This window comes from Pimelobacter simplex, from assembly GCF_900114845.1.
In the GTDB taxonomy this organism is placed as follows: domain Bacteria; phylum Actinomycetota; class Actinomycetes; order Propionibacteriales; family Nocardioidaceae; genus Nocardioides; species Nocardioides simplex.
This window is the reverse complement of the sequence record NZ_FOUK01000004.1, coordinates 204,716-224,311: the sequence shown is the minus strand read 5'-3', so window position 1 is coordinate 224,311 and position 19,596 is coordinate 204,716. Positions and strand designations below refer to the sequence as shown.

The following is a 19,596-nucleotide window of genomic DNA, read 5'->3' as shown; positions in this document are numbered from 1 at the left end:
GCCGAACCAGCCGGAGAAGCAGAGCCCTCCTGCCGCGGAAAGTCCGCGGCCGCCTGAGTCCAGAGGAGGTGGAGACCGCTTTGCGCAACTATGAAGTCGTGGTCATCCTCGACCCGAGCCTCGACGAGCGGACGGTCCAGCCGTCGCTCGACAAGTACCTGAACGTCGTCCGCAACGACGGCGGCACCGTCGACAACGTCGACGTGTGGGGCAAGCGCCGCCTGGCGTACGAGATCAAGAAGAACGCCGAAGGCATCTACGCGATCATCAAGCTGACTGCCGCTCCGGCGACCGTCGACGAGTTCGACCGTCAGCTGACCCTCAACGAGTCGGTGCTCCGGACGAAGGTCCTGCGCCCGACCATCTGAGGTACCCGAAGGATCCGTGCCTGTGGATTGCCGCTTCCCGAAGTCGGTGGTCCGAGACACGATGGGGGCCGTCGTCCGGGGTTGACCCGGGCTAGGCCGTTCGTTCCCACCCTCATCAGGAGATCACCATGGCAGGCGAGACCGTCATCACCGTCGTCGGCAACCTCGTCGACGACCCGGAGCTGCGCTTCACCCCGTCGGGTGCGGCCGTGGCGAACTTCCGGATCGCGTCGACGCCGCGCACCTTCGACCGGCAGACCAACGAGTGGAAGGACGGCGACGCGCTGTTCCTCTCCTGCGCGGTCTGGCGGCAGTACGCCGAGAACGTCGCCGAGTCCCTCACCAAGGGGATGCGCGTGATCGTGACCGGCCGGCTGAAGTCGCGGCAGTACGAGACCCGCGAGGGTGAGAAGCGCACCGCCATGGAGATCGACGTCGAAGAGGTCGGTCCCGCGCTCCGCTACGCCACGGCCAAGGTCAACCGCGCGGCGCGCGGTGGGGCCGGCGGCGGTGGCGGCGGCTACGGCGGCGGCGCTCCCCAGGGTGGTGGCGGTGCTCCCGCGGCCGACCCGTGGGGCTCGTCCGGCGGTGGTGGCGGCAACCAGGGTGGCGGATCCAACTACGGGGGCGGCGGTGGCGCTCCGGCCAACGACCCGTGGGCCGCGCCGGGCGTCTCGTCCAACCACGAACCCCCGTTCTGAGCAACAACACATCAACCATTCCGGCCGTTCGTTGGACTGACGCGGCCGGGCTCTGAGGAGGAGCACCACAATGGCGAAGGCAGTCGTCCGCAAGCCGAAGAAGAAGGTTTGCCAGTTCTGCAAGGAGAAGGCCACCGGTGTCGACTACAAGGACACCGCCCTTCTGAAGAAGTTCATCTCCGACCGCGGCAAGATCCGCGCCCGTCGGGTGACCGGCAACTGCGTCCAGCACCAGCGGGACATCGCGATCGCGGTGAAGAACGCTCGCGAGGTCGCGCTGCTGCCCTACACCTCCGCCGGCCGCTGATCCGCCTCGGGTAGAAGGAGACTGACGACATGAAGATCATCCTGACCCAGGAGGTCGAGAACCTCGGCGCCGCGGGTGACGTGGTGGAGGTCAAGGACGGCTACGGCCGCAACTACCTCATCCCGCGGGGCTTCGGCATCCGCTGGACCCGCGGTGCGCAGGCCCAGGCCGACTCGATCAAGGCCGCCCGCAGTGCGCGTGCGGTCCGCGACGAGGCCCACGCGGCCGAGATCAAGGCCAAGCTCGAGGGCAGCCCGGTCGACGTCAAGGTGAAGGCGGGCCAGGGCGGCCGTCTGTTCGGCGCGGTCACCGCTGCCGACATCGCGGCGGCGCTCGGCGAGGCGGCCGGCGAGTCGATCGACAAGCGGACCATCGTCCTCGGCAACCCGATCAAGGCGCTGGGCAGCCACGCCGTGTCGGTCAAGCTGCACGACGAGGTCTCGGCGGCGGTCGCGCTCAACGTGATCCCCGCCTGATCCAGGCTTCACCCGCGTGGCCGGTCCCTTCGGGGCCGGCCACGCGGCTATTTTCGGACCACTGCACCGCAGCTTCCCCGATCCAGGAGCCTTCCCCATGCGCCTTCGCCGTACGTTGCCCGCCGCCCTCCTCCTGCTGACGCCCGCGCTGGCCGCCTGCGGCGACGACGGCGACGGACCCGACGCCGACGCGTCGTCGTCCCCGACGGAGCCGACGAGCGACGCCCCGACGACGCCCAGCGCGATCACGCCGAGCGCGACGCCCACGAGCGTGACCTCCGCCGCGCCGTCCTCGGCGCCGCCGGCGGCGACCCTGCCCGCGGCCTGCGACGTCGTCACCTCCGACGCGGTGGCGCGGGCGTACGGCGTCACCGTCGGCCCGGCCGACGACGGCAGCGGCGCGACGAGCGAGGGCGGGAGCGCGTGGAAGAGCGACGACTGCTCCTTCGAGGCCAAGGACCTGGTCGAGATCACCGTGAAGCTGACCGGACCCGGTGACTTCACCAAGGGCACCTTCGGCTGCCCGCAGCCCAACGAGGTCGGCGCGATCGTCGACCCGGCCGACGACATCGCCGGCGCCACCAAGGGCTGGTGGAAGGTCAGCGACGCGCCGCCGCTCGAGGCGACGCTGCGCGCCTGCACCGCGGACGCGCTGCTCGACATCGAGCTCGACTACGAGGACGGCGTCGACTACCAGGGCGACCCGCGCAACGACTCGATCGCGTTCGCCGAGCAGATCCTGGCCGACCTGCAGGGCTAGACCTGTCGGCTAGACCTCGGGCTGGTCGGCGGCCTCGGCCGGCGCCCCGGCCCAGGTCCGTCCGGCGAAGACGAAGCAGAGCACGACCAGCGCGATCTGGCCGAGCTGCGCGGCGGCCTCGCCGGCCGGGCCGACGCCGGTCCACCCGGCGCCGAACGCCAGCGGCGGCGCGGCCAGCACGAACAGCAGCAGCAGCGTGGCCATGCTGAACGTGCTCGCCCCGCCGGTCTGGCGGGCGCGCAGCGCGGCCTGGCTGAGCTCGTGGCAGAGCAGCGCGAAGAACGCGAACCGGGGGACGTCGGCCGCCCAGCCCAGCGAGGGGTCGGTGTCGACCCAGCGCGCTGCGGCGGGGACGACGAGCGCGACCGAGATGGCCAGCGCCAGCACGCCGAGGAAGCGCAGCACCGGCACCCGGCGCGTGTCGAGCGAACCGGCCAGCCCGTGCAGGCCGATCAGCACCAGGAGCCACCCGAGCGGGTCGGGCAGCGGGTCGAAGACGCCCGGCTTCGGGTCGGTCGGGCCGAGCGCGAGCAGGACCAGGCCGAGCCCGACCGCCTGGAGCGGCTTCACGCGCGCGTCCCGGCGCCGGTGACCAGCCAGCGCTCGCCGGCGGCGCGGTGGAGCAGGGTGAGCATCCGCCCACCCATGAACAGGACGGCGAACACCACCCACAGCCAGGGCAGGCCGCCGCCCAGGGCACTCGTCACCAGCACGAGCGGAGCGTATCCGGCCAGGACCAGCACGCCGGCGTACGCCAGGTAGCGGCCGTCGCCGGCGCCGATGAGCACGCCGTCGAGGACGAAGACGACCCCGGCGACCGGCTGCGCTGCCGCAGCGACCAGCAGCACCGGGACGAGCGCCTCGCGCACGCCGTGGTCGGGCGTGAACAGCGCGCCCAGCCAGGGGCTCGTGGCGGCGAGGAGCACGCCGGTCACGATCCCGCCGACCACGCCCCACCCCAGCATCCGCCGGGTGACCGCGCGGGTGGCGGCGACGTCCCCGGCCCCGAGGTGGCGCCCGGTGATCGCCTGGGCGGCGATCGCGATGGCGTCGAGGACGTAGGCCAGGAAGCTCCACAGCGTCATCGCGAGCTGGTGGGTCGCGATCGGGACGGCGCTGCTGGCGGCGTCGGTCGCGGTCAGCACGACGGCGTAGGTGGTGACGAGCAGCGAGGTGCGCAGCGTGAGCGTCCGGATGATCAGCGGGACCCCGGCTCGCGCCGCCGCGCGCACGCCCGGCAGGTGCGGGCGCAGGGGAGCGCCCTCCCGGCGGGCGGCCCGGACCACGACGACGGTCAGCGCGAGCGCCATGCCGGTCTGGGCGAGCACCGAGCCGAGCGCGGAGCCGGCGATGCCCATCCGCGGGACCGGCCCGGCGCCGAAGACGAGCAGGACGTTGAGCGCCAGGTTGGCCACGTTGCCGAGGACGGCGACGACGAGCGGCGTCCGGGTGTCCTGCAGGCCGCGCAGCACTCCTGTGCCGGCCAGGATGAGCAGCAGCGGGGTGAGGCCCAGCGCGGCGATCCGCAGGTACGTCGTCGCGGGTTCCACGACGTCGGGGGAGGCGCCGAAGAGGGCGACCAGCGGATCGGCCAGCAGCGCCGTCGCGAGGGTGACCGGGACGCCGATGGCGGCGGCCAGCCAGAGGCCGTCGAGCCCCTGGGCCAGGGCCGCCGTCCGGTGACCGGCGCCGAGCTGGCGGGCGACCCCGGCGGTGGTGCCGTAGGCGAGGAAGATGCACAGCCCGACGACCGTCATCACGATCGTGCCGGCGATGCCGAGGCCGGCCAGCTCGGGGGTGCCCAGGTGGCCGACGACGGCCGCGTCGCCGAGCAGGAACAGCGGCTCGGCGACGAGCGCGAGGAAGGCGGGGACCGCCAGCCGGGCGATCTCGCGGTCGAGCGCGCGCCGCTCGGTCGTCGTCCGCGTGGGGGAGCTCACGGGCGCCCCGCGGGCGTCGGTGGATAACTGGGGTCAGCTTGTGGAAACCGGCGCACTGAGGTAGGCGCTCCCTGGGTCGCGGTGGCGGACCCCCTGCAACGCCGAGGTGGCTGAAAGGTGAACGGGATCACACCGCTCTTTTTCGCCGTCCACAGGTGTGTAACGGCGTTTGTGCAGGTCAGACGCGGTTTCAACAGCCGAGCACCCCGTCTCTCCACAAGTTCCTCCCCAGCCCGTGCACACCGTTTCCGCGTGTCGTCCACGGGCGGCCGCGAGTTATCCCCAACCCTTGTGCATAGCCCGCTTTCGCCGGGCCGTCCGGGGCCCGTAAGTTGCCGGTTCGGAGCCGTCGGAGAACGGCCGTGCGGGACCGGCGCCCGCCATTGTGTCGGACCCCCTCGGCAAGGTGGGCACCGACCGAGCACACCGATCCGCCGTACCGATCGACCAGGAGGGGAGCAGGCCGTGAGCCTCACGGACGACGCGCCGTCCTGGACCGCGGAGCCACCCCAGGACTGGGGCGACGGCCCCGCGTCGTACGCCCCGGGCGAGGCGCCCTCGGGCGGGCGCACCCCGCCGCAGGACCTCGCCGCCGAGCAGTCCGTGCTCGGCGCGATGATGATCTCCAAGGACGCGATCGCCGACGTCGTCGAGGTCATCCGCGGCAACGACTACTACCGCCCCGCGCACGAGTCGATCCACGAGGCGATCCTCGACCTCTACAGCCGCGGCGAGCCGGCCGACATGGTCACCGTCGCCGGCGAGCTCCAGCGGCGCGGCGAGCTGCAGAAGATCGGCGGCGCGCCGTACCTGCACACGCTGGCGGCCAACGTCCCCATCGCGGCCAACGCCGGCTTCTACGCCGAGATCGTCTACGAGAAGGCGATCCTGCGCCGCCTCGTCAACGCGGGCACCAAGATCGTCCAGATCAGCTACGCGGGCGAGGGCGAGGTCGAGGGCATCGTCAACGAGGCCCAGTCCGAGATCTACAAGGTCACCGACCGCAACAAGTCCGAGGACTACGCGCCGCTGTCCGACATCATGGACGGCGTCCTCGACGAGATCGAGGCGATGGAGAACCGCGAGGCCGGCATCTACGGCGTGCCGACCGGCTTCGCCGACTTCGACGAGCTCACCAACGGCTTCCACTCCGGCCAGATGATCGTCGTCGCCGCCCGTCCCGCCATGGGCAAGTCCACCCTGGCCCTCGACTTCTGCCGCGCGGCCGCCATCCACAACAACCTCACCGCCGCCTTCTTCAGCCTGGAGATGACGCGCGGTGAGATCGTCATGCGCCTGCTCTCCGCCGAGGCCCGCATCCCCCTCAACCACATCCGCAACGGCAAGATGGGCACCGAGGAGTGGGACCGCCTCGCGCGCCACGTCGCCAAGATCTCCGCGGCCCCCATGTTCATCGACGACTCGCCCAACATGACGATGACCGAGATCCGGGCCAAGGCCCGCCGGCTCAAGCAGAAGCACGACCTCAAGCTGATGGTGATCGACTACCTCCAGCTGATGAGCTCGGGCAAGAAGGTCGAGTCCCGCCAGCTCGAGGTCTCCGAGTTCTCCCGCCAGATCAAGCTCCTCGCCAAGGAGCTCGAGATCCCCGTCATCGCCCTCTCCCAGCTCAACCGTGGCCCCGAGCAGCGCGCCGACAAGCGCCCCGCCGTCAGCGACCTCCGCGAGTCCGGCTCGATCGAGCAGGACGCCGACATGGTCGTCCTGCTCCACCGCGACGACGTCTACGAGAAGGAGTCGACCCGCCCCGGCGAGGCCGACCTCATCGTCGCCAAGCACCGCAACGGCGCCACCCGCGACATCGTCGTGGCCTTCCAGGGTCACTACAGCCGGTTCGTCGACATGGCGCACTGATGAAGTGCGACGCCTGGATGTCAGCAGGGACGCGAGGCCGGGCGTGACGGAGGCGTGAGTGTGTGTGACGGGGGGCGGTTCGCGTCGGCGGCAATCACTAGGGTTCTTCTTGGCACTGACCGACAGGGACATCCTCGACGAGGGTGGTCAGGAGGACGGTGCTGGAAGTAGATCGGGACGGGCGTTGGCGCGCCCGTCCCGATAGAGGCTGCTAGGCAACCGTCGTGCAGTTCGGAGCCTACGGCCTCGCTTGACCGGTAACAACATCGAGCGAAAGGGGCCGTCATGGCCATCCGTATTACTGACATCCGCCTGTCGGGCGGGACGAACCACGAGCACATCGTGCACCTGTGGTGGACGAATCCGAGTACTGGAGAGCGCGGGGACAACACGCGGTCCGCGGTCGTGTCGTGGATCGAGGATCAGAACGGCAAGGCGTACGTCGAGGACTCCGCTGGCCACCGTGCTGACGTAGGGGTTGTGAAGCCTCAGGTCGGGGCCAAGTACCTGCGTACCTACGCCGACGGGCAGTGGACGAACAACTTGCTGTCCCTGCCTCGGCGCTGAACCCACCAGTGCGGCTCGCTGCCCGTGCGCTGGCGCGCTAGGCAGCGGGTCGAACTGTCGTCCCCTCACCGATCGGAATCGAAGTGTCGACCAAGCTCATTGCCTACGACCTCAATGCACCCGGGCAGAACTATGACGCCCTGATCGACGCCATCAAGGGCCTGGGTGCCTGGTGGCACCACCTGGACTCCACCTGGCTGGTGAAGACCGGCGTGAGCGCGTCAGACATCCGTGACCGGCTGGCGAAGCACATCGACAGTGGGGACGAATTGCTCGTCGTCGATGTCACCGGTGACGCGCGTGCATGGCGTGGGTTCGATGACCGAGGCAGCAAGTGGTTGAAGGAGACCTGGGACTGACCGCATCGGCTCTAGCCGGCGCAGCCGGGGGCCTTCGTCGTCGAGGCGAGCCGCTACGTCAGGCTCACCCGCGACGAGGCGGCGCTGGATGAGCTGGGCGGGAGCTCTTCTCGAACCTGGTGCCTTAGCTCAGGTCACGAGCAGCGACGCGAGCCCCAGCAGCGCACACGCACCGAGGGTCCGCAGCGTCGACCACTTCAGCCCGAAGATCAGCGCGACGGCGACGGCGGTGATGGCGAAGGCGACCGGGTCCCACGACGACAGCACCGGGACGTCGACGTCCACGGGGCCCCAGGTGAGCCGGCGGGAGCGGTCGAAGAGGTTGTGGAGCGCGAAGAAGACGGCGAGGTTGGCGATCACGCCGACCACGGTGGCGGTGATCCCGGTCAGGGCCGCGGTCAGGTGGTGGTTGTTGCGCAGGCGCTCGACGTAGGGGGCGCCGAGGAAGATGAAGAGGAAGCAGGGCACGAAGGTCACCCAGGTCACCAGCAGCGACGCGAGGACGGCGGCGACCCAGGGGTCGAGGGAGCCCGGGTTGCGGTAGGCGCCGACGAAGGCGACGAACTGGACGACCATGATCAGCGGGCCGGGGGTGGTCTCGGCGAGGGCGAGGCCGCGGACCATCTCGCCGGCCTTGAGCCAGCCGAAGACGTTGACCGCCTGGTGGGCGACGTACGAGAGGACGGCGTACGCGCCGCCGAAGGTGACCACGGCGGCGCCGGAGAAGAACAGCCCCTGGTCGACGAAGACGCTCTCGCGGCTGAACACGAGGGCGGCGATCGCCACGGGCGTGAACCAGAGGACGAGGCCCAGCGCGAGGACCTTCGCGCCGCGGGCGGTGGAGGGGGCGTCGTGGTGCAGGGCGTCGTCGCTGATCAGGGGAGGGGGGCCGTCCGCGGCGGCGCCGTGGGCCTTGCCGCGGGCGATCTGCGGGAACCGCCGGCCGAGCAGCCAGCCGAGCAGGCCGGCGACGACGATCACTGCCGGGAACGGCACCCGGAAGCCGGTCAGCGCGACGAACGACGCGACGGCGATCGCGACCAGGGCGGGATGGTGCAGCGCGCGGGTGCCGACCCGGTGCACCGCCTGGACGACGATCGCGATCACCGCCGGCGCCAGGCCGGCGAAGAGTCCGGTGACGACGGCGGTCGACCCGGCGCCGACGTACAGCGCGGACAGGGCGAGCAGGGCGATGGCGCCGGGGAGGACGAACAGGATGCCCGCGATCAGGCCGCCGAGCGTCCCGTTGAGCAGCCAGCCGACGTAGATGGCGAGCTGCTGGGCCTCCGGGCCGGGGAGGAGCATGCAGTAGTTGAGCGCGTGCAGGAACCGCTGCTGGCCGATCCACCGCTTCTCGTCGACCAGCTTGTGCTGCATGACCGCGATCTGGCCGGCCGGCCCGCCGAAGGTCTGCAGCGAGATCGCGAACCAGGTGCGGACGGCCTCGCGCAGCGGAACGACGTCGCCGGGGTGCCGTGCCACGCTCGTACGTTAGCGGGCGCGGTGCGGCGCTCTCCACGAGGTCAGGGGGTGGCGGCCGCACTCCTGACCGGGCGCTCCGCCCGGGACCTCGCCACCACGGTGGCGACGGCGAAGCCGTAGATCCAGGTGCTCATCCAGGCGAGCTGGAGGCGCTGCACGAGGCCGGCCTGCCAGGAGCCCGGGTGGGTCTGGTCGAGGGTGACCAGGAGGACGGTGCCGGCGATCCCGCCCACCCAGAAGGTCGCGTGGCCGTGGCGCACGAGCCAGCGCGGACCCTCGGTCCGCAGGGCCAGCGCGATGGCACCGGCGCTGACGAAGACGGCGACCTGGGAGACGAGGCTGGCGGTGTCGTGGACGCCGTCCTGCAGCACCTGGCGCGGTGCCGGGCACGACGACGCCCCCGGGCGGCACGGCAGCGGGACGAGCGCCGCCACGATCCCCCCGAGCGCGAACACCACCATGGCCGCCGCGGCCAGCCGCTCCGCGCCGCGGGCCCGGCGCGCGGTCCACAGCACCCCGGCGATGCCGATCACCAGCAGCGAGCAGACGACGTCCGTCGTGCGGAGCAGGGTGGCCGTGGGGTAGCCCGGCATCTCGAGCTCGCTGACCACCGCGAACCAGTCGTGGCGGCGGGAGAGCAGTGCGTCGAGGAGGAAGTTCGAGTAGAGCACCCCGGCGAGGACGCCCGTCGTGAGCAGGACCTCGGGCCTCCGCCACCGCATGGGGGAAGGCTAGTCCTCCGGTGGCTGGCCGCGGGGGCTCAGTCGTCCTGGGACAGGTGGTCGAGCAGGTCGTCCATGGTGTCGAAGGTGACGGTCTCGACGCCGTCCTCGATCTGCACCTCGATGTCCTCGAACGCGAGGTCCGCGTCGAGCTGCACGCGTACGACGCCGTCGGGCAGCTGCAGCGGCGCGACGAACGAGAGCAGCACGGCGTCGAGGAAGACGACGACCGAGGTGAGGTCGAGGTCGTCGCGCAGCGCCACCGGGACGGCGACCTCGCCGGCCGCCTCCTCGATCTCGGTGACGGTGCGGGTGACGACCTGGTCCCACTGCTCGGGGGAGAGCGCCAGGAACGCGGCGACCCGGTCGACGAGCGCGGGCACCTCGACGTCGTCGCGGTCCTCGAGCTCGGGGTCGACGTTGACCATGACGTCGGCGCCGGCGGCCGGGAAGGCGGCCAGCCCGTAGGCGAAGTCCTCCTCGGCCGCGGGCTCGCGCAGGAGCGGGGTCAGGCCGTCGACGAGGTGCTGGATCTCCACGCCGGGATCCTACGGCGTGGACTCAGGGCTCTCCCGGGCCGTGGGGGTGGGTCAGGTCGTAGGCGCGCGCGAGCTTCTGGGGGACGACCATCCGCCAGGCGTCGACGACGAGCTCGCGGGCCTCGACCGGGTCGAGCGCGGCGAGGTGGGCGTGGACCCAGGAGTAGCGCAGGTCGGACGCGGCCGGCAGCGCGAACTTGTCCGGGGCGCCCCCGACGAGGGCGTCGCGCTCGTCCTTGGGGAAGGCGAAGCCCATCACCTGCTCGTCGAGCGAGAACGCGACGTAGACGATCTGGCCGACCCGGAACTTCAGCCGGCGGCGGACGTGGACCGGGTACGAGCGCTCGAGCTCGGAGCCTAGCGCCAGCACGTCGTCGATGGTCGCCACCGGGCCATCGTGTCCGGATCAGCCGACCGCCACCAGTCCCGCGACCAGGACGTCGTCGGGCAGGTCGAGCAGCCGGCCCCACGCACGGTCGTCGTACCCCATGACGGGGCAGGCGGCGAGTCCGAGCGCGGTGGCCACGAGCAGCAGGTTCTGCAGCGTGGCGCCGGCGTCGAGGTGCAGCGTCCGGTAGTGGCGCGGCGGGTAGCGGCCGAGGGTGGCGCCGAGGTCGATGCCGAGCGCGATCCAGAGCGGGACCCGGGTGGCGAAGGCCGGCTGGTCGAGCGCGGCCGCGACGTAGGCCGTGGGGTCGCCGGCGCGCAGCGCGACCAGGCCGGGCAGCGGCAGCCGCAGGTCGGCCCGGTGCACGCCCGGCGCGAGGTCGCCGGGCCCGCGCACGACGAGGTACGGGACCACGGAGGGCAGGCCGCCGGCGTGCGGTGCGGTGCCGGCACCGAGCCGGAGCAGGGCGGCCAGGTCGGCGAGCGCGGGCTGGGCCGCGGCGAAGGCGTAGCGCGAGCGCCGGCCACGCAGCGTGGCGGCCAGGTCGACGGCGGGCACGCGCGGGGCGGGGAGCGCGCGGGTGCCCGAGCGCACCCGGGCGGGGAGCAGGTCCGGCTCCGGCGTGCGTGGGACGGCGGTCCGGTTGAGCGCGTCGTGGACCGCGTGGACGAGCTCGCTCACCGGGCGACGAACAGCGGCCGGCCGCTCACCGGGTCGTCGAGGACGACGGCGTCGATGTCGAACACCGCGCGCAGGGTCGCGCCGGTCAGCACCTGGCCGGGAGGACCGTCGGCGAGCACCCGGCCCTCGCGCAGCGCGACGATCCGGTCGGCGTGCCGGGCGGCCTGGTTGAGGTCGTGCAGCACCATCACGACGGTGATCCCGTGCTCGTCCCGGAGCGCCTCGACCAGGCGCATGAGGTCGATCTGGTGCCGGACGTCGAGATAGGTGGTGGGCTCGTCGAGCAGCAGGATCCCGGTCTCCTGGGCGAGCGTCATCGCGATCCAGGCCCGCTGCCGCTCGCCCCCGGAGAGCGTGTCGAGACGCCGGTCGGCGAGCGCGGTGAGGCCGGTCAGGTCGAGGGCGCGGCGCAGCGCGCCGTCGTCCTGGTGGCGCATCATCGCCCACGCTCCGCGCTGGGGGTAGCGGCCCTGCTCGACCAGCTCGCGGACCGTCGCGCCCGTGGGGACCACCGCCGTCTGCGGCAGCACGCCGAGCCGCCGGGCGACCTCGCGCGAGGAGTGCGCCCCCATCGGGCGCCCGTCGAGGAGCACCTCGCCGCCGCGGCGGGGGAGCACCCGGGCCAGCGTCATCAGCAGCGTCGACTTGCCCGAGCCGTTGGGGCCGACGAGCGCGGTGACGGTGCGCGGCGCGACGTCCAGCGTGAGCGCCGGGACGACGGTCCGCCGGCCGTGCCCGGCGGCGAGGTCCCGGGCGGCGAGCACGGCGGTGGGGTGGGTGGTCATCGGCGGCTCTCCCTGCGGACGAGGCTGATCAGGACGGGGGCGCCCAGCAGCGCGGTGACCGCGCCGACGGGGACGCCGGAGACGTCGGTGGCCAGCCCGGGCAGCTGCACCGACACCGAGAACGCGGCGAGGTCCGCGAGGCTGAGCAGCACGGCGCCGAGGACGGCGCTGACCGGCACCAGCAGCCGGTGGTCGGCGCCGACGAGGAGCCGTCCGACGTGGGGGGCGACCAGGCCGACGAAGGCGACCGCGCCCGCGGCGGCGATCGCGGCCGCCGCGGCGGCGACGGCGACCAGCAGGACGACGGCCAGGAACGGCCCGGCGCGGAGGCCCAGCCCGATCGCGGCCGGCTCGCCGAGCGCCCACACGTTGAGCCGGGACGCGAGCAGCCACGCCACCGGCAGGACGACGACGAGCCACGGCCACAGCTGCGCCCAGTCCACCGGGGTGCGGGCGTTGAGCGAGCCGACCAGCCAGCGGAGGACGACGCCGATCGGGGCCGAGTCGACGACGAGCAGGAGCGAGGTCACGGCCGCGAGGACCGCCCCCAGCAGCACGCCGGCCACCGCGAACGAGCGCCGCCCGACGACGTACAGGACGGCGCCGGTGGCGAGCGCGCCCAGCAGTGCGGCCGGGTAGACGAGCGGGTGACCGGGCCACAGGACGAGCGTGCCGGTGACCGCGAGGGCCGCACCCGCGCCGACGCCCGTGGTGGCCGGCTCGGCGAGGGGGTTGCGGACCACGGCCTGGACGAGCACGCCGGAGACCGCGAGCAGGGCGCCGGCCCCGAGCCCGACGAGCACCCGGGGCAGCCGGTAGTCGAGCACGATCACCTCGTACGCCGGGTGCTCGGACCGGCCCACGAGGGCCCGCACGACCTCCCCGGCCGGCAGGTCGGAGCGGCCGGTGAGGAGGTGGGCCAGGACGAGCGCGAGCCCGGCCAGCAGCCCGCCGGCGACGACGGCGACCGCCCGCGCGGACGGCGTCACCCGGTCACCGCCGGACGCGGCTGCCGCCGCCGGCGCAGCAGCAGGAGGGCCGGCACCCCGACCAGGGTGGTTGCGATGCCGACCGGCATCTCGACGGGGTAGAGCAGCCGGCGCGCGGCGAGGTCGGCGGCCACCAGCAGCAGCCCGCCGGCCACGGCGACGAGGGGGAGCACGCGCCGGGTGCTCGTCGTCCCGGTCGCCCGGCGGGCCAGGTGGGGTGCGAGCAGGGCGACGAAGGCGATCGGTCCGCAGGCCGCGGCGACCGCGGCCGCGAGCAGCGCCGCGAGCCCGACCGCCGCCACCCGGGTCCGGACGACGGGCACGCCGAGGCCCGCGGCGACCTCGTCGCCGAGCGTGAGGGCCTCGATCCGGCGGCGCAGAAGCCAGGCGCCGGCGAGACCGGCACCGACGATCGGGGCGACGGTCTCCAGGTGCGGCCAGCCGCGTGCGGCGAGGCTGCCGAGCAGGTAGCGGAAGAGCACCACGACGTTGCCCTGGGTGCCGAGCCCGACGACCGCCACGACCAGGCCCCCGCAGGCGGCCGACATCGCGGCGCCGACCAGCACGACGTGGGCCGGGTCGCGGGTGCGGCCGATGGCGAGCAGGACGAGGGCGCCGGCGAGCAGGGCCCCGCCGAGCGCGAGCCACGGCTGGAGGGCGAGCGGCACGCCGAGGCCGAGCACCACGATCGCGGCGACGACGACGGTCGCGCCCGAGGACACCCCGAGCAGCTCGGGTCCGGCGATCGGGTTGCGCAGGGCGTCCTGGAGCAGCAGCCCGGCGACGCCCAGCCCGGCCCCCGCCACGAGACCGAGCAGCGCCCGCGGCAGGCGCACCTCGACGACCGCGACGCGCAGCGGGTGCTCCGGGTCGGTTACGGCGGCGAGCGCGGCGGCCGGGCCGACGCTCGGCTGCCCGAGGCACAGCGCGGCGAGCAGGCAGCCGGCTGCGAGGGCCGTGGCCGCGACCGTGACGAGCACGGTCCGTGAGTGCGGGCGGGAGCGCACCGAGCAATCGGGAATGATTATCATTTCCAACTCATCGTCCACCACAGGAGAACCCATGCGCAAACCCACCCCCACCCGAGCCGCCGTCCTCGCGCCGGCCGCCCTGCTCGCCGTCAGCCTCCTCGCCGCCTGCGGCGGGACGTCCGAGGCGGACGAGGCCGACAAGCCCGACGCGTCCGCGGAGCCGATCACGCTGACCGACGCGACCGGTGCCGAGCTCACCCTCGACGGTCCCGTCGACCGGATCGCCTGCCTCACGATGATCTGCGTCGACGCGCTGACCGAGGTCGGGCTGACGCCCGTCGCCTACCGCGAGGCGCTCGCCCGCGACGAGCGGTACGCCGGCCCGGACGCCGACATGCGCGAGATCACCGGCGGCTTCGGCGAGGAGAACGTCGAGGACATCGCGCTCGCCACGCCGGACCTGGTGATCGGCCTGGCCGGCGCCCAGGACGGGCTGCGGGCCGCGGTCGAGGCGCACGCCCCGCTGCTCCTCGTCGACCCGCGCTCCTGGCGGGACTCGGTGGCCTTCCTGCGCACGATCGGCGAGCTGACCGGCACCGAGGAGCTCGCCGACGAGAAGGCGCGGGCCTTCACCGACCGCGTCGCGGCGGCGGCGTCGTCGCGGAGCGAGCTGACCACGCTCTCGATGTACGGCGAGCCGGGCAGCCTCGGCGTCGACTCGGTCGAGACGCCGGTCGGCTCGCTGCTGGCCGAGGTGAGCGACTACCCGTGGCCGGCCGGGGACGACCCGTTCGCGAGCGTCGCCGTGGAGCAGATCGCCGAGGTCGACCCGGACGTCATCTTCGCCCAGGCGTTCTCGGCGTCGGCGGACGCCGAACCGCTGAGCGACCGGCTCGCCAGCGACCCGGTCTGGGCCCGGCTGAGCGCGACCCGGCAGGACCGGGTGGTCGAGGTCGAGGCCCCGGTGTGGGCGACCGGGCGCGGGACCCGCTCGCTGGGGCTGGTGCTCGACACGGTCGAGAAGACTCTTCGCAAATAAGATTGAGAATCATTCTCATCTTCGGTACGGTCCGTGGCGCGGCCCCGATCCGCGGGTCGCACCCCCACCGAAGGAGACACCGATGAACGAGTTCTTCACCCCCGTCAGCCACCGCGCCCAGCTCTCGACGCACAGCGCCGGCCACAGCAACGCGCTGGTCGAGAACCCCTTCGACGAGGTCGAGGGCACCGAGGGCGACTGACCCGTCGTCCGCTGTCCCACCGGTCGGTCCCCCCGCGCACCTCGGGTGCGGGGGGACCGACCCCGGAACCGAAGGCCCCATGAACCTCCCCCTCTCCGCCCGCCTGCGTCCCGACGTCGCGCTGTACGCCGTCGAGGGCGGCCACGTGCTGCTGGCCGGCGACGCGCACCACCACGTCCACCTCGACCCGGCCGAGCTCACCGCGCTCGTCGCGGCGCTCGTCGACGGCGGGGAGCCGCACTCCCCGCGCGCCCGGGCTGCGCTCGGCTCGCTCGTGGACGCCGGCCTGGTCGACGTCGTCCCCCCGCACCTGACGGTCGCGGGGGAGGGCCGGCTCGCCGCCGCGCTGCGCGCCGCGCTCACCCGGATGGGCGCCGACCTCGGGCCCGGCGGGGCGCCGGTGCTGGCCGTGGACGACGACGTCCTCCCGGCCGCGCTGCCCGCGACGACCCCCGCCTGCTGGGTGAGCGGGCACCGCGTGGTGCTCTCGCCCCCGGCCGTCCCCGCCGGCCAGGTGGCCGCGCGGCACCGGGCGGCGACCGGGCGCCGCGCCACCGACCGGCGGGTGGTCCGCCGTCCGGACGCGGTCGGGGTCCGCTCGGGCCGGCCGGTGCTGGCCGGGGCGGGGCTCGAGCTGGCCGCGGTCCAGGTGGCTGCCGAGCTGGTCCGGCCCGAGCGGGCGCCCTACGAGGCGGTGGTGGTGGACCTGGTCGCGCTGACCACGTCGCGGCACCCCGTGCTCCCGGTGCCGGCCGCGCCGCGGTGAGGTCGTCGCGCACGCGCGTCGGCGGGCTCGCCACGTTCGGGTGGCTGCCGGACGACGCACCGCGGGCGGTCCTCGTCGTCCGCACGCCGTACGGCGCCGCCGGGCACGCGGCCGAGGCCCGCGGCTGGACGGCGCACGGCATCGGGCTCGTCGTCCAGGACGTCCGCGGGCGCCACGCCTCGCCCGGCGAGTTCGTGCCGTACGCCGAGCACGGCAGCGCCGACGGACCCGACCTGCTGGCCTGGGTGCGGGGCTGGGCGGAGGCGCCCGTGGTCCTGATGGGCACGTCGTACGGTGCCCACGCGGCGCTCGCGACGGCGCTCGCGACGGCGGAGGTCGCCGCGCCCGACGGCGTGGTCGTCGCCGTCCCCGCGCTCGGCCTCGGCGAGACGGCGCGGACCCGCGGCGGCGTCCTCCAGCTCGCCTCGCGGCTCGGCTGGTGGCTGGCCCAGGACGTCCGCCGGCCGTGGGCCGACGTCCTGGCCGCCCGCCGGACCGACGCCGAGCGGGCCGCCGCGGTGGCCCGGATCGACTGCCCGCTGCTCGCCATCGGCGGGACCGACGACTACTTCGCGCACGACACCGTCGACCTGTGGTCGGCCTGGGGCGGTCCGGCCCGGCTGGTCCTGGGGCCGTGGGACCACTGGCTCGCGGGCGCGCGCCGTGCCGCCCGGATCCTGGCCTGGCTCGACGACCTGCGCGCGGGACACCCGGCCACCGGCGTGCTGACCGTCGACCGCGACGGCACGACCCGGGCGGACCCACCCCCGCTGGCGACCGTGCGGCTGCCCGGCGTCGCCGCGGACGACCAGTGGTGCGCCTCGCTCGTCGTCCGCGCCCCCGACGGGACCGCCCGCGAGGTCGCGCACGGTGCCGCCCGCGGCGACCGGATCACCCTCGGCCCGCTCGTCCTCACCGACGCCGAGCGCGCCGCGCTCGCGCTGCGGGTCGGCGCCGACGACTTCCCCCGCTACGCCCGCCCGGCGCACCCGGCGCTGCGTCCGGGCCGGGTCCCCGACCACCACCTGGAGCTCACCGCATGACGACCCTCCCCGTCCTCCCCGTCGACAGCCTCGTCGACCCCCACCTCGGGCTGGTCACCGGACTGCACCCGGTGCCCCGCCTCGACGGCATGCCGCCGGCGTACGTCGGCCTGACTGCCGAGGTCGCCGACGCCCGGGTGCACGGCAACTGGCCGAGCGACCGGGTGTCCCTGGGCACCACCTTCGACGACCTCGACGGCGCCCGGATCGCGGCGATCGGCGAGGCGGTCGAGCGCTACTGCGGCAACTACGTCCCCGACGGCCTGCTCCGGGGCAGCGCCCGCGAGCTCGCCGCGGCGGGCCACCGGCTGCTCGGCCCCGACGACCTGCGGTTCTTCACGGACTGGCAGCACGAGCGGCCCGGCTTCCCGTTCGCGCGCTTCACCGAGGACGTCGAGATCGCCTGGGTCGAGGGACGCGGCGACGACGGCCCGGTGCTCGTCCCCGCGTCGTGGGCCCACCTCAACTGGCGCACCGGGTCGCGGCGCCGCGATCCCTTCCTGCACCCGGTGAACTACGCCGGCATCGCGACCGGGCAGGACGTCGCGGACGCCACCCGCCGCGGCCTGCTCGAGCTGGTCGAGCGCGACGCCCTCTCCCTGTGGTGGCACCTCCGGCTGCCGGCCGCGGGGATCGACCCGGCCGGCGTCCCGGGGCTGCTCGACGACCTGGCCGGCTCCCGCCTGGAGGTGCACCTGCTGGCGCTGCCGTCGTGGTTCGGGGTGCCCGTCGTCGCGGCCGTCGTCCACGACCCGGAGACGGGGATCGTCGCCGGCGGCTTCTCCGCCAAGCTCGACCCGGCCGAGACGGCGCGCAAGGCGGTCCTCGAGGCGATCCACAGCTGGGTCTTCACCCAGGGCCTGCTCGACGAGGACGGCTGGGTGTTCGAGGCGGTGCGGGCCGGGATCCTGTCCGAGGGGCTCTACCTCCCGCACCGGCCCGAGCGCGACTACCTCGCGATCGCCGGGGAGCACTGCGCGGGCGTGCGGGACCTCGGCGCCCAGGCCCAGGTCTGGCTCGACCCCGCCGTGCAGGCCGCGCTGCTGCCCCGGTTCACCGACCCCGGGACGACGGTCGGGCTCGACGCGCTGCCCGTCGGCACCGAGTCCGGGCTGCGCGCGGCCCTGGCGGCCGCGGGCCACGAGGTCGTCGTCTGCGAGCTCACCACGCCGGACATCGCGCTCACCCCGCTGCGCGTGGTCCGGGTCTGCGCCCGCGGGCTGGTCCCCAACGCCCCGGCGGGCTTCCCCTACTACGGGCTGCCGCGGTGGACCGACGTCGCCGGCCGGGCGCCGACGCCGGAGTCGCTGCTCCTGCTGCCCCCGCCGAGCCTGTGACCGAGCCGGTGCCCGAGCGGTCGACCGGGGCGCTGACCGACCCGACGTACCGCCGCTTCCTCGCCGCGCGGACCGTCGCCATGGCGGGCAACGCGCTCACCCTGGTGGCGCTGCCGGTCCTCGTCTACCGGCTCACCGGGAGCGCGACGCTGACCGCGCTGATCGCGGCGGCCGAGACCGCGCCGTACCTCGTCGTGGGACTGCCGGCCGGCGCCCTCGCCGACCGGTGGAACCGCCGCCGGGTGCTCGCGGGCACCGGCGCGTCGAGCGGCCTCGCGCTGCTCACCGTCCCGGTCGCCGACCTGCTGGGCGTGCTGACCTTCGCCCAGCTGCTGGGGGTCGCGCTCGTCATCTCGACGCTGTTCGTGTTCGCCGACGCCGCCTCGTTCGGGCTGGTCCCGCAGCTGGTCGGGCGCGACCGGGTCGCCTCGGCGACGTCCACCCTGGTCACGGTGGGGACGGCGATCGGGCTGGTCGGGCCGCTGGTCGCGGGCCTCCTCGTCACCACCACCTCCCCGGCGCTCGTGCTCGGCATCGACGGGCTCGCCTACCTGGTCGCCGCCGCGGTCGTCGCGCGGCTGCGGTGGCCCGGCAGCGAGAGTGTCCCGGACGCCGTCCCCGGACGCCGGCTCGGCCGCGAGGTCGGCGAGGGCCTGCGCTACCTCTGGGCGATGCCGGTGGTGCGCTGGCTGACCGTCCTCGGGACCGGGGCGAGCCTGGCCGGCGGTGCGACGTCCGGGCTGCTCGTGGTGGTCGGGGTCGAGCAGCTCGGCCTCGCCTCGGACTCCCCAGCGCTGGGCTGGCTGTTCGCGGCGGGCGCGCTCGGCACGTTCGTCGCGAGCCTGGCCCTGCCCCGGGTGCAGCGCCGGCTCGGCGTCGGCCTGATCACGACCGCCGGCTACGCCGTCGCGCTCCTCGCCCTGCTCGCGCTCGCCGCGAGCTCGACCGTCGTGGTCGCGCTGCCGCTGCTCGCCGTCCTCAACTTCGCGATGACGACGCTCATCGTCAACGGGATCGTCACCCGCCAGGTGGTCACCCCCGACCACCTGCAGTCCCGGGTGAACACGACCGCGCGGCTCATCGCCTGGGGCGGCAGCCCGCTCGGCGCCGCGCTCGGGGGCGTCGTCGCCGGCGCCGCGGGGACCCCCTGGGCCCTGCGCGCCGCCGCCCTCGGCCTGCTGGCGAGCCTGGTCGGCGCGCTGCTCGTCGGGGTGCCCCGGTTCGCCCGGCTCGACGTCCTGCGTGCGGAGGCGCTGGGCGGCAATTACTATCCTCGCTAGTAGTCGTCGGTCGTCGCGG

24 protein-coding genes are annotated in these 19,596 nt (G+C 74.1%); 14 read left to right on the top strand and 10 right to left on the bottom strand.

The features are described 5' to 3' along the window. Positions 1-80: 80 nt before the first annotated feature. From rpsF to BM223_RS29115, 5 genes are all read left to right on the top strand, one after another. Positions 81-368 (top strand): 30S ribosomal protein S6, encoded by a 288-nt coding sequence (rpsF, locus tag BM223_RS17915; RefSeq protein WP_038682921.1) that lies wholly within the window; start codon positions 81-83, stop codon positions 366-368. Positions 369-496: 128 nt separating this feature from the next. Continuing rightward, complete coding sequence (locus tag BM223_RS17910; RefSeq protein ID WP_038682919.1) at positions 497-1,069, top strand: single-stranded DNA-binding protein; 573 nt, start codon at positions 497-499, stop codon at positions 1,067-1,069. Positions 1,070-1,139: 70 nt separating this feature from the next. After that, complete coding sequence (gene rpsR, locus BM223_RS17905) at positions 1,140-1,376, top strand: 30S ribosomal protein S18 (RefSeq protein WP_038682917.1); 237 nt, start codon at positions 1,140-1,142, stop codon at positions 1,374-1,376. A gap of 29 nt (positions 1,377-1,405) precedes the next feature. Then, positions 1,406-1,852, top strand: a complete 447-nt coding sequence (rplI, locus tag BM223_RS17900; protein ID WP_038682916.1) for a 50S ribosomal protein L9 — start codon at positions 1,406-1,408, stop codon at positions 1,850-1,852. Positions 1,853-1,949: 97 nt separating this feature from the next. Next, positions 1,950-2,612: a hypothetical protein gene (locus BM223_RS29115; RefSeq protein WP_158510246.1), complete on the top strand. Its 663-nt coding sequence runs from the start codon at positions 1,950-1,952 to the stop codon at positions 2,610-2,612. Between the two features lie 9 nt (positions 2,613-2,621). Here BM223_RS29115 and BM223_RS17890 read toward each other — a convergent pair whose 3' ends face one another. Beyond that, the gene (locus BM223_RS17890; protein WP_038682912.1) at positions 2,622-3,182 is read right to left on the bottom strand and encodes a hypothetical protein; all 561 of its coding nucleotides are present in this window, start codon (positions 3,180-3,182) and stop codon (positions 2,622-2,624) included. After that, positions 3,179-4,552: an MATE family efflux transporter gene (locus BM223_RS17885; protein ID WP_075018665.1), complete on the bottom strand. Its 1,374-nt coding sequence runs from the start codon at positions 4,550-4,552 to the stop codon at positions 3,179-3,181. The genes BM223_RS17890 and BM223_RS17885 overlap by 4 nt, the downstream gene beginning before the upstream one ends. Before the next feature lie 465 nt (positions 4,553-5,017). Here BM223_RS17885 and dnaB point away from each other — a divergent pair, with 465 nt between their 5' ends. The 3 genes from dnaB to BM223_RS17870 all read left to right on the top strand — a co-directional run bounded on the left by dnaB (position 5,018) and on the right by BM223_RS17870 (position 7,353). Continuing rightward, positions 5,018-6,427 carry a replicative DNA helicase gene (dnaB, locus tag BM223_RS17880; protein WP_038682908.1) on the top strand — a complete coding sequence of 470 codons (1,410 nt, stop codon included), beginning with the start codon at positions 5,018-5,020 and terminating at the stop codon, positions 6,425-6,427. A 285-nt stretch (positions 6,428-6,712) separates the two neighbouring features. Further along, positions 6,713-6,994 (top strand): DUF3892 domain-containing protein, encoded by a 282-nt coding sequence (locus BM223_RS17875; RefSeq protein WP_038682907.1) that lies wholly within the window; start codon positions 6,713-6,715, stop codon positions 6,992-6,994. A gap of 83 nt (positions 6,995-7,077) precedes the next feature. Beyond that, positions 7,078-7,353: a hypothetical protein gene (locus BM223_RS17870; protein ID WP_038682904.1), complete on the top strand. Its 276-nt coding sequence runs from the start codon at positions 7,078-7,080 to the stop codon at positions 7,351-7,353. Between the two features lie 129 nt (positions 7,354-7,482). On the opposite strand, the gene chrA is transcribed toward BM223_RS17870, so the two are convergent. Genes chrA through BM223_RS17830 form a run of 8 tightly spaced genes read right to left on the bottom strand, consistent with a single transcriptional unit; the run spans position 7,483 to position 13,919 of the window. Further along, positions 7,483-8,835: a chromate efflux transporter gene (gene chrA, locus BM223_RS17865; RefSeq protein WP_038682902.1), complete on the bottom strand. Its 1,353-nt coding sequence runs from the start codon at positions 8,833-8,835 to the stop codon at positions 7,483-7,485. 41 nt (positions 8,836-8,876) lie between these two features. Beyond that, on the bottom strand, positions 8,877-9,557 hold the full coding sequence (locus tag BM223_RS17860) for a DUF998 domain-containing protein (RefSeq protein WP_038682901.1): 681 nt from the start codon (positions 9,555-9,557) through the stop codon (positions 8,877-8,879). 38 nt (positions 9,558-9,595) lie between these two features. Further along, the gene (locus BM223_RS17855) at positions 9,596-10,096 is read right to left on the bottom strand and encodes a hypothetical protein (protein WP_038682899.1); all 501 of its coding nucleotides are present in this window, start codon (positions 10,094-10,096) and stop codon (positions 9,596-9,598) included. Between the two features lie 22 nt (positions 10,097-10,118). Further along, positions 10,119-10,484: an MmcQ/YjbR family DNA-binding protein gene (locus BM223_RS17850; RefSeq protein WP_038682897.1), complete on the bottom strand. Its 366-nt coding sequence runs from the start codon at positions 10,482-10,484 to the stop codon at positions 10,119-10,121. A gap of 18 nt (positions 10,485-10,502) precedes the next feature. Next, positions 10,503-11,165 carry a nitroreductase family protein gene (locus BM223_RS17845; RefSeq protein ID WP_052139186.1) on the bottom strand — a complete coding sequence of 221 codons (663 nt, stop codon included), beginning with the start codon at positions 11,163-11,165 and terminating at the stop codon, positions 10,503-10,505. After that, on the bottom strand, positions 11,162-11,950 hold the full coding sequence (locus tag BM223_RS17840) for an ABC transporter ATP-binding protein (protein ID WP_038682895.1): 789 nt from the start codon (positions 11,948-11,950) through the stop codon (positions 11,162-11,164). The genes BM223_RS17845 and BM223_RS17840 overlap by 4 nt, the downstream gene beginning before the upstream one ends. Beyond that, on the bottom strand, positions 11,947-12,939 hold the full coding sequence (locus BM223_RS17835) for a FecCD family ABC transporter permease (protein WP_038682893.1): 993 nt from the start codon (positions 12,937-12,939) through the stop codon (positions 11,947-11,949). The genes BM223_RS17840 and BM223_RS17835 overlap by 4 nt, the downstream gene beginning before the upstream one ends. After that, entirely contained in the window at positions 12,936-13,919 is a 984-nt protein-coding gene (locus tag BM223_RS17830) for a FecCD family ABC transporter permease (RefSeq protein ID WP_158510245.1), read from the bottom strand. Before BM223_RS17830 ends, BM223_RS17835 begins: the two co-directional genes overlap by 4 nt. Before the next feature lie 82 nt (positions 13,920-14,001). Between BM223_RS17830 and BM223_RS17825 the strand changes: the two genes are divergently transcribed. The 6 genes from BM223_RS17825 (at position 14,002) to BM223_RS29810 (ending at position 19,577) form a co-directional block, all read left to right on the top strand. Then, complete coding sequence (locus BM223_RS17825; RefSeq protein WP_052139184.1) at positions 14,002-14,949, top strand: ABC transporter substrate-binding protein; 948 nt, start codon at positions 14,002-14,004, stop codon at positions 14,947-14,949. Between the two features lie 82 nt (positions 14,950-15,031). After that, complete coding sequence (amiA, locus tag BM223_RS29815; RefSeq protein WP_240532646.1) at positions 15,032-15,151, top strand: streptamidine family RiPP; 120 nt, start codon at positions 15,032-15,034, stop codon at positions 15,149-15,151. Positions 15,152-15,230: 79 nt separating this feature from the next. Continuing rightward, entirely contained in the window at positions 15,231-15,917 is a 687-nt protein-coding gene (locus BM223_RS29110; RefSeq protein WP_038682891.1) for a hypothetical protein, read from the top strand. Beyond that, positions 15,914-16,960, top strand: coding sequence for a CocE/NonD family hydrolase (locus BM223_RS29105; RefSeq protein ID WP_052139183.1), 1,047 nt, complete (start codon positions 15,914-15,916; stop codon positions 16,958-16,960). The genes BM223_RS29110 and BM223_RS29105 overlap by 4 nt, the downstream gene beginning before the upstream one ends. Next, positions 16,957-18,297, top strand: a complete 1,341-nt coding sequence (locus BM223_RS17810) for a YcaO-like family protein (protein ID WP_038682890.1) — start codon at positions 16,957-16,959, stop codon at positions 18,295-18,297. Before BM223_RS29105 ends, BM223_RS17810 begins: the two co-directional genes overlap by 4 nt. After that, positions 18,228-19,577, top strand: coding sequence for an MFS transporter (locus BM223_RS29810; RefSeq protein WP_082003868.1), 1,350 nt, complete (start codon positions 18,228-18,230; stop codon positions 19,575-19,577). The genes BM223_RS17810 and BM223_RS29810 overlap by 70 nt, the downstream gene beginning before the upstream one ends. Positions 19,578-19,596: the final 19 nt, after the last annotated feature.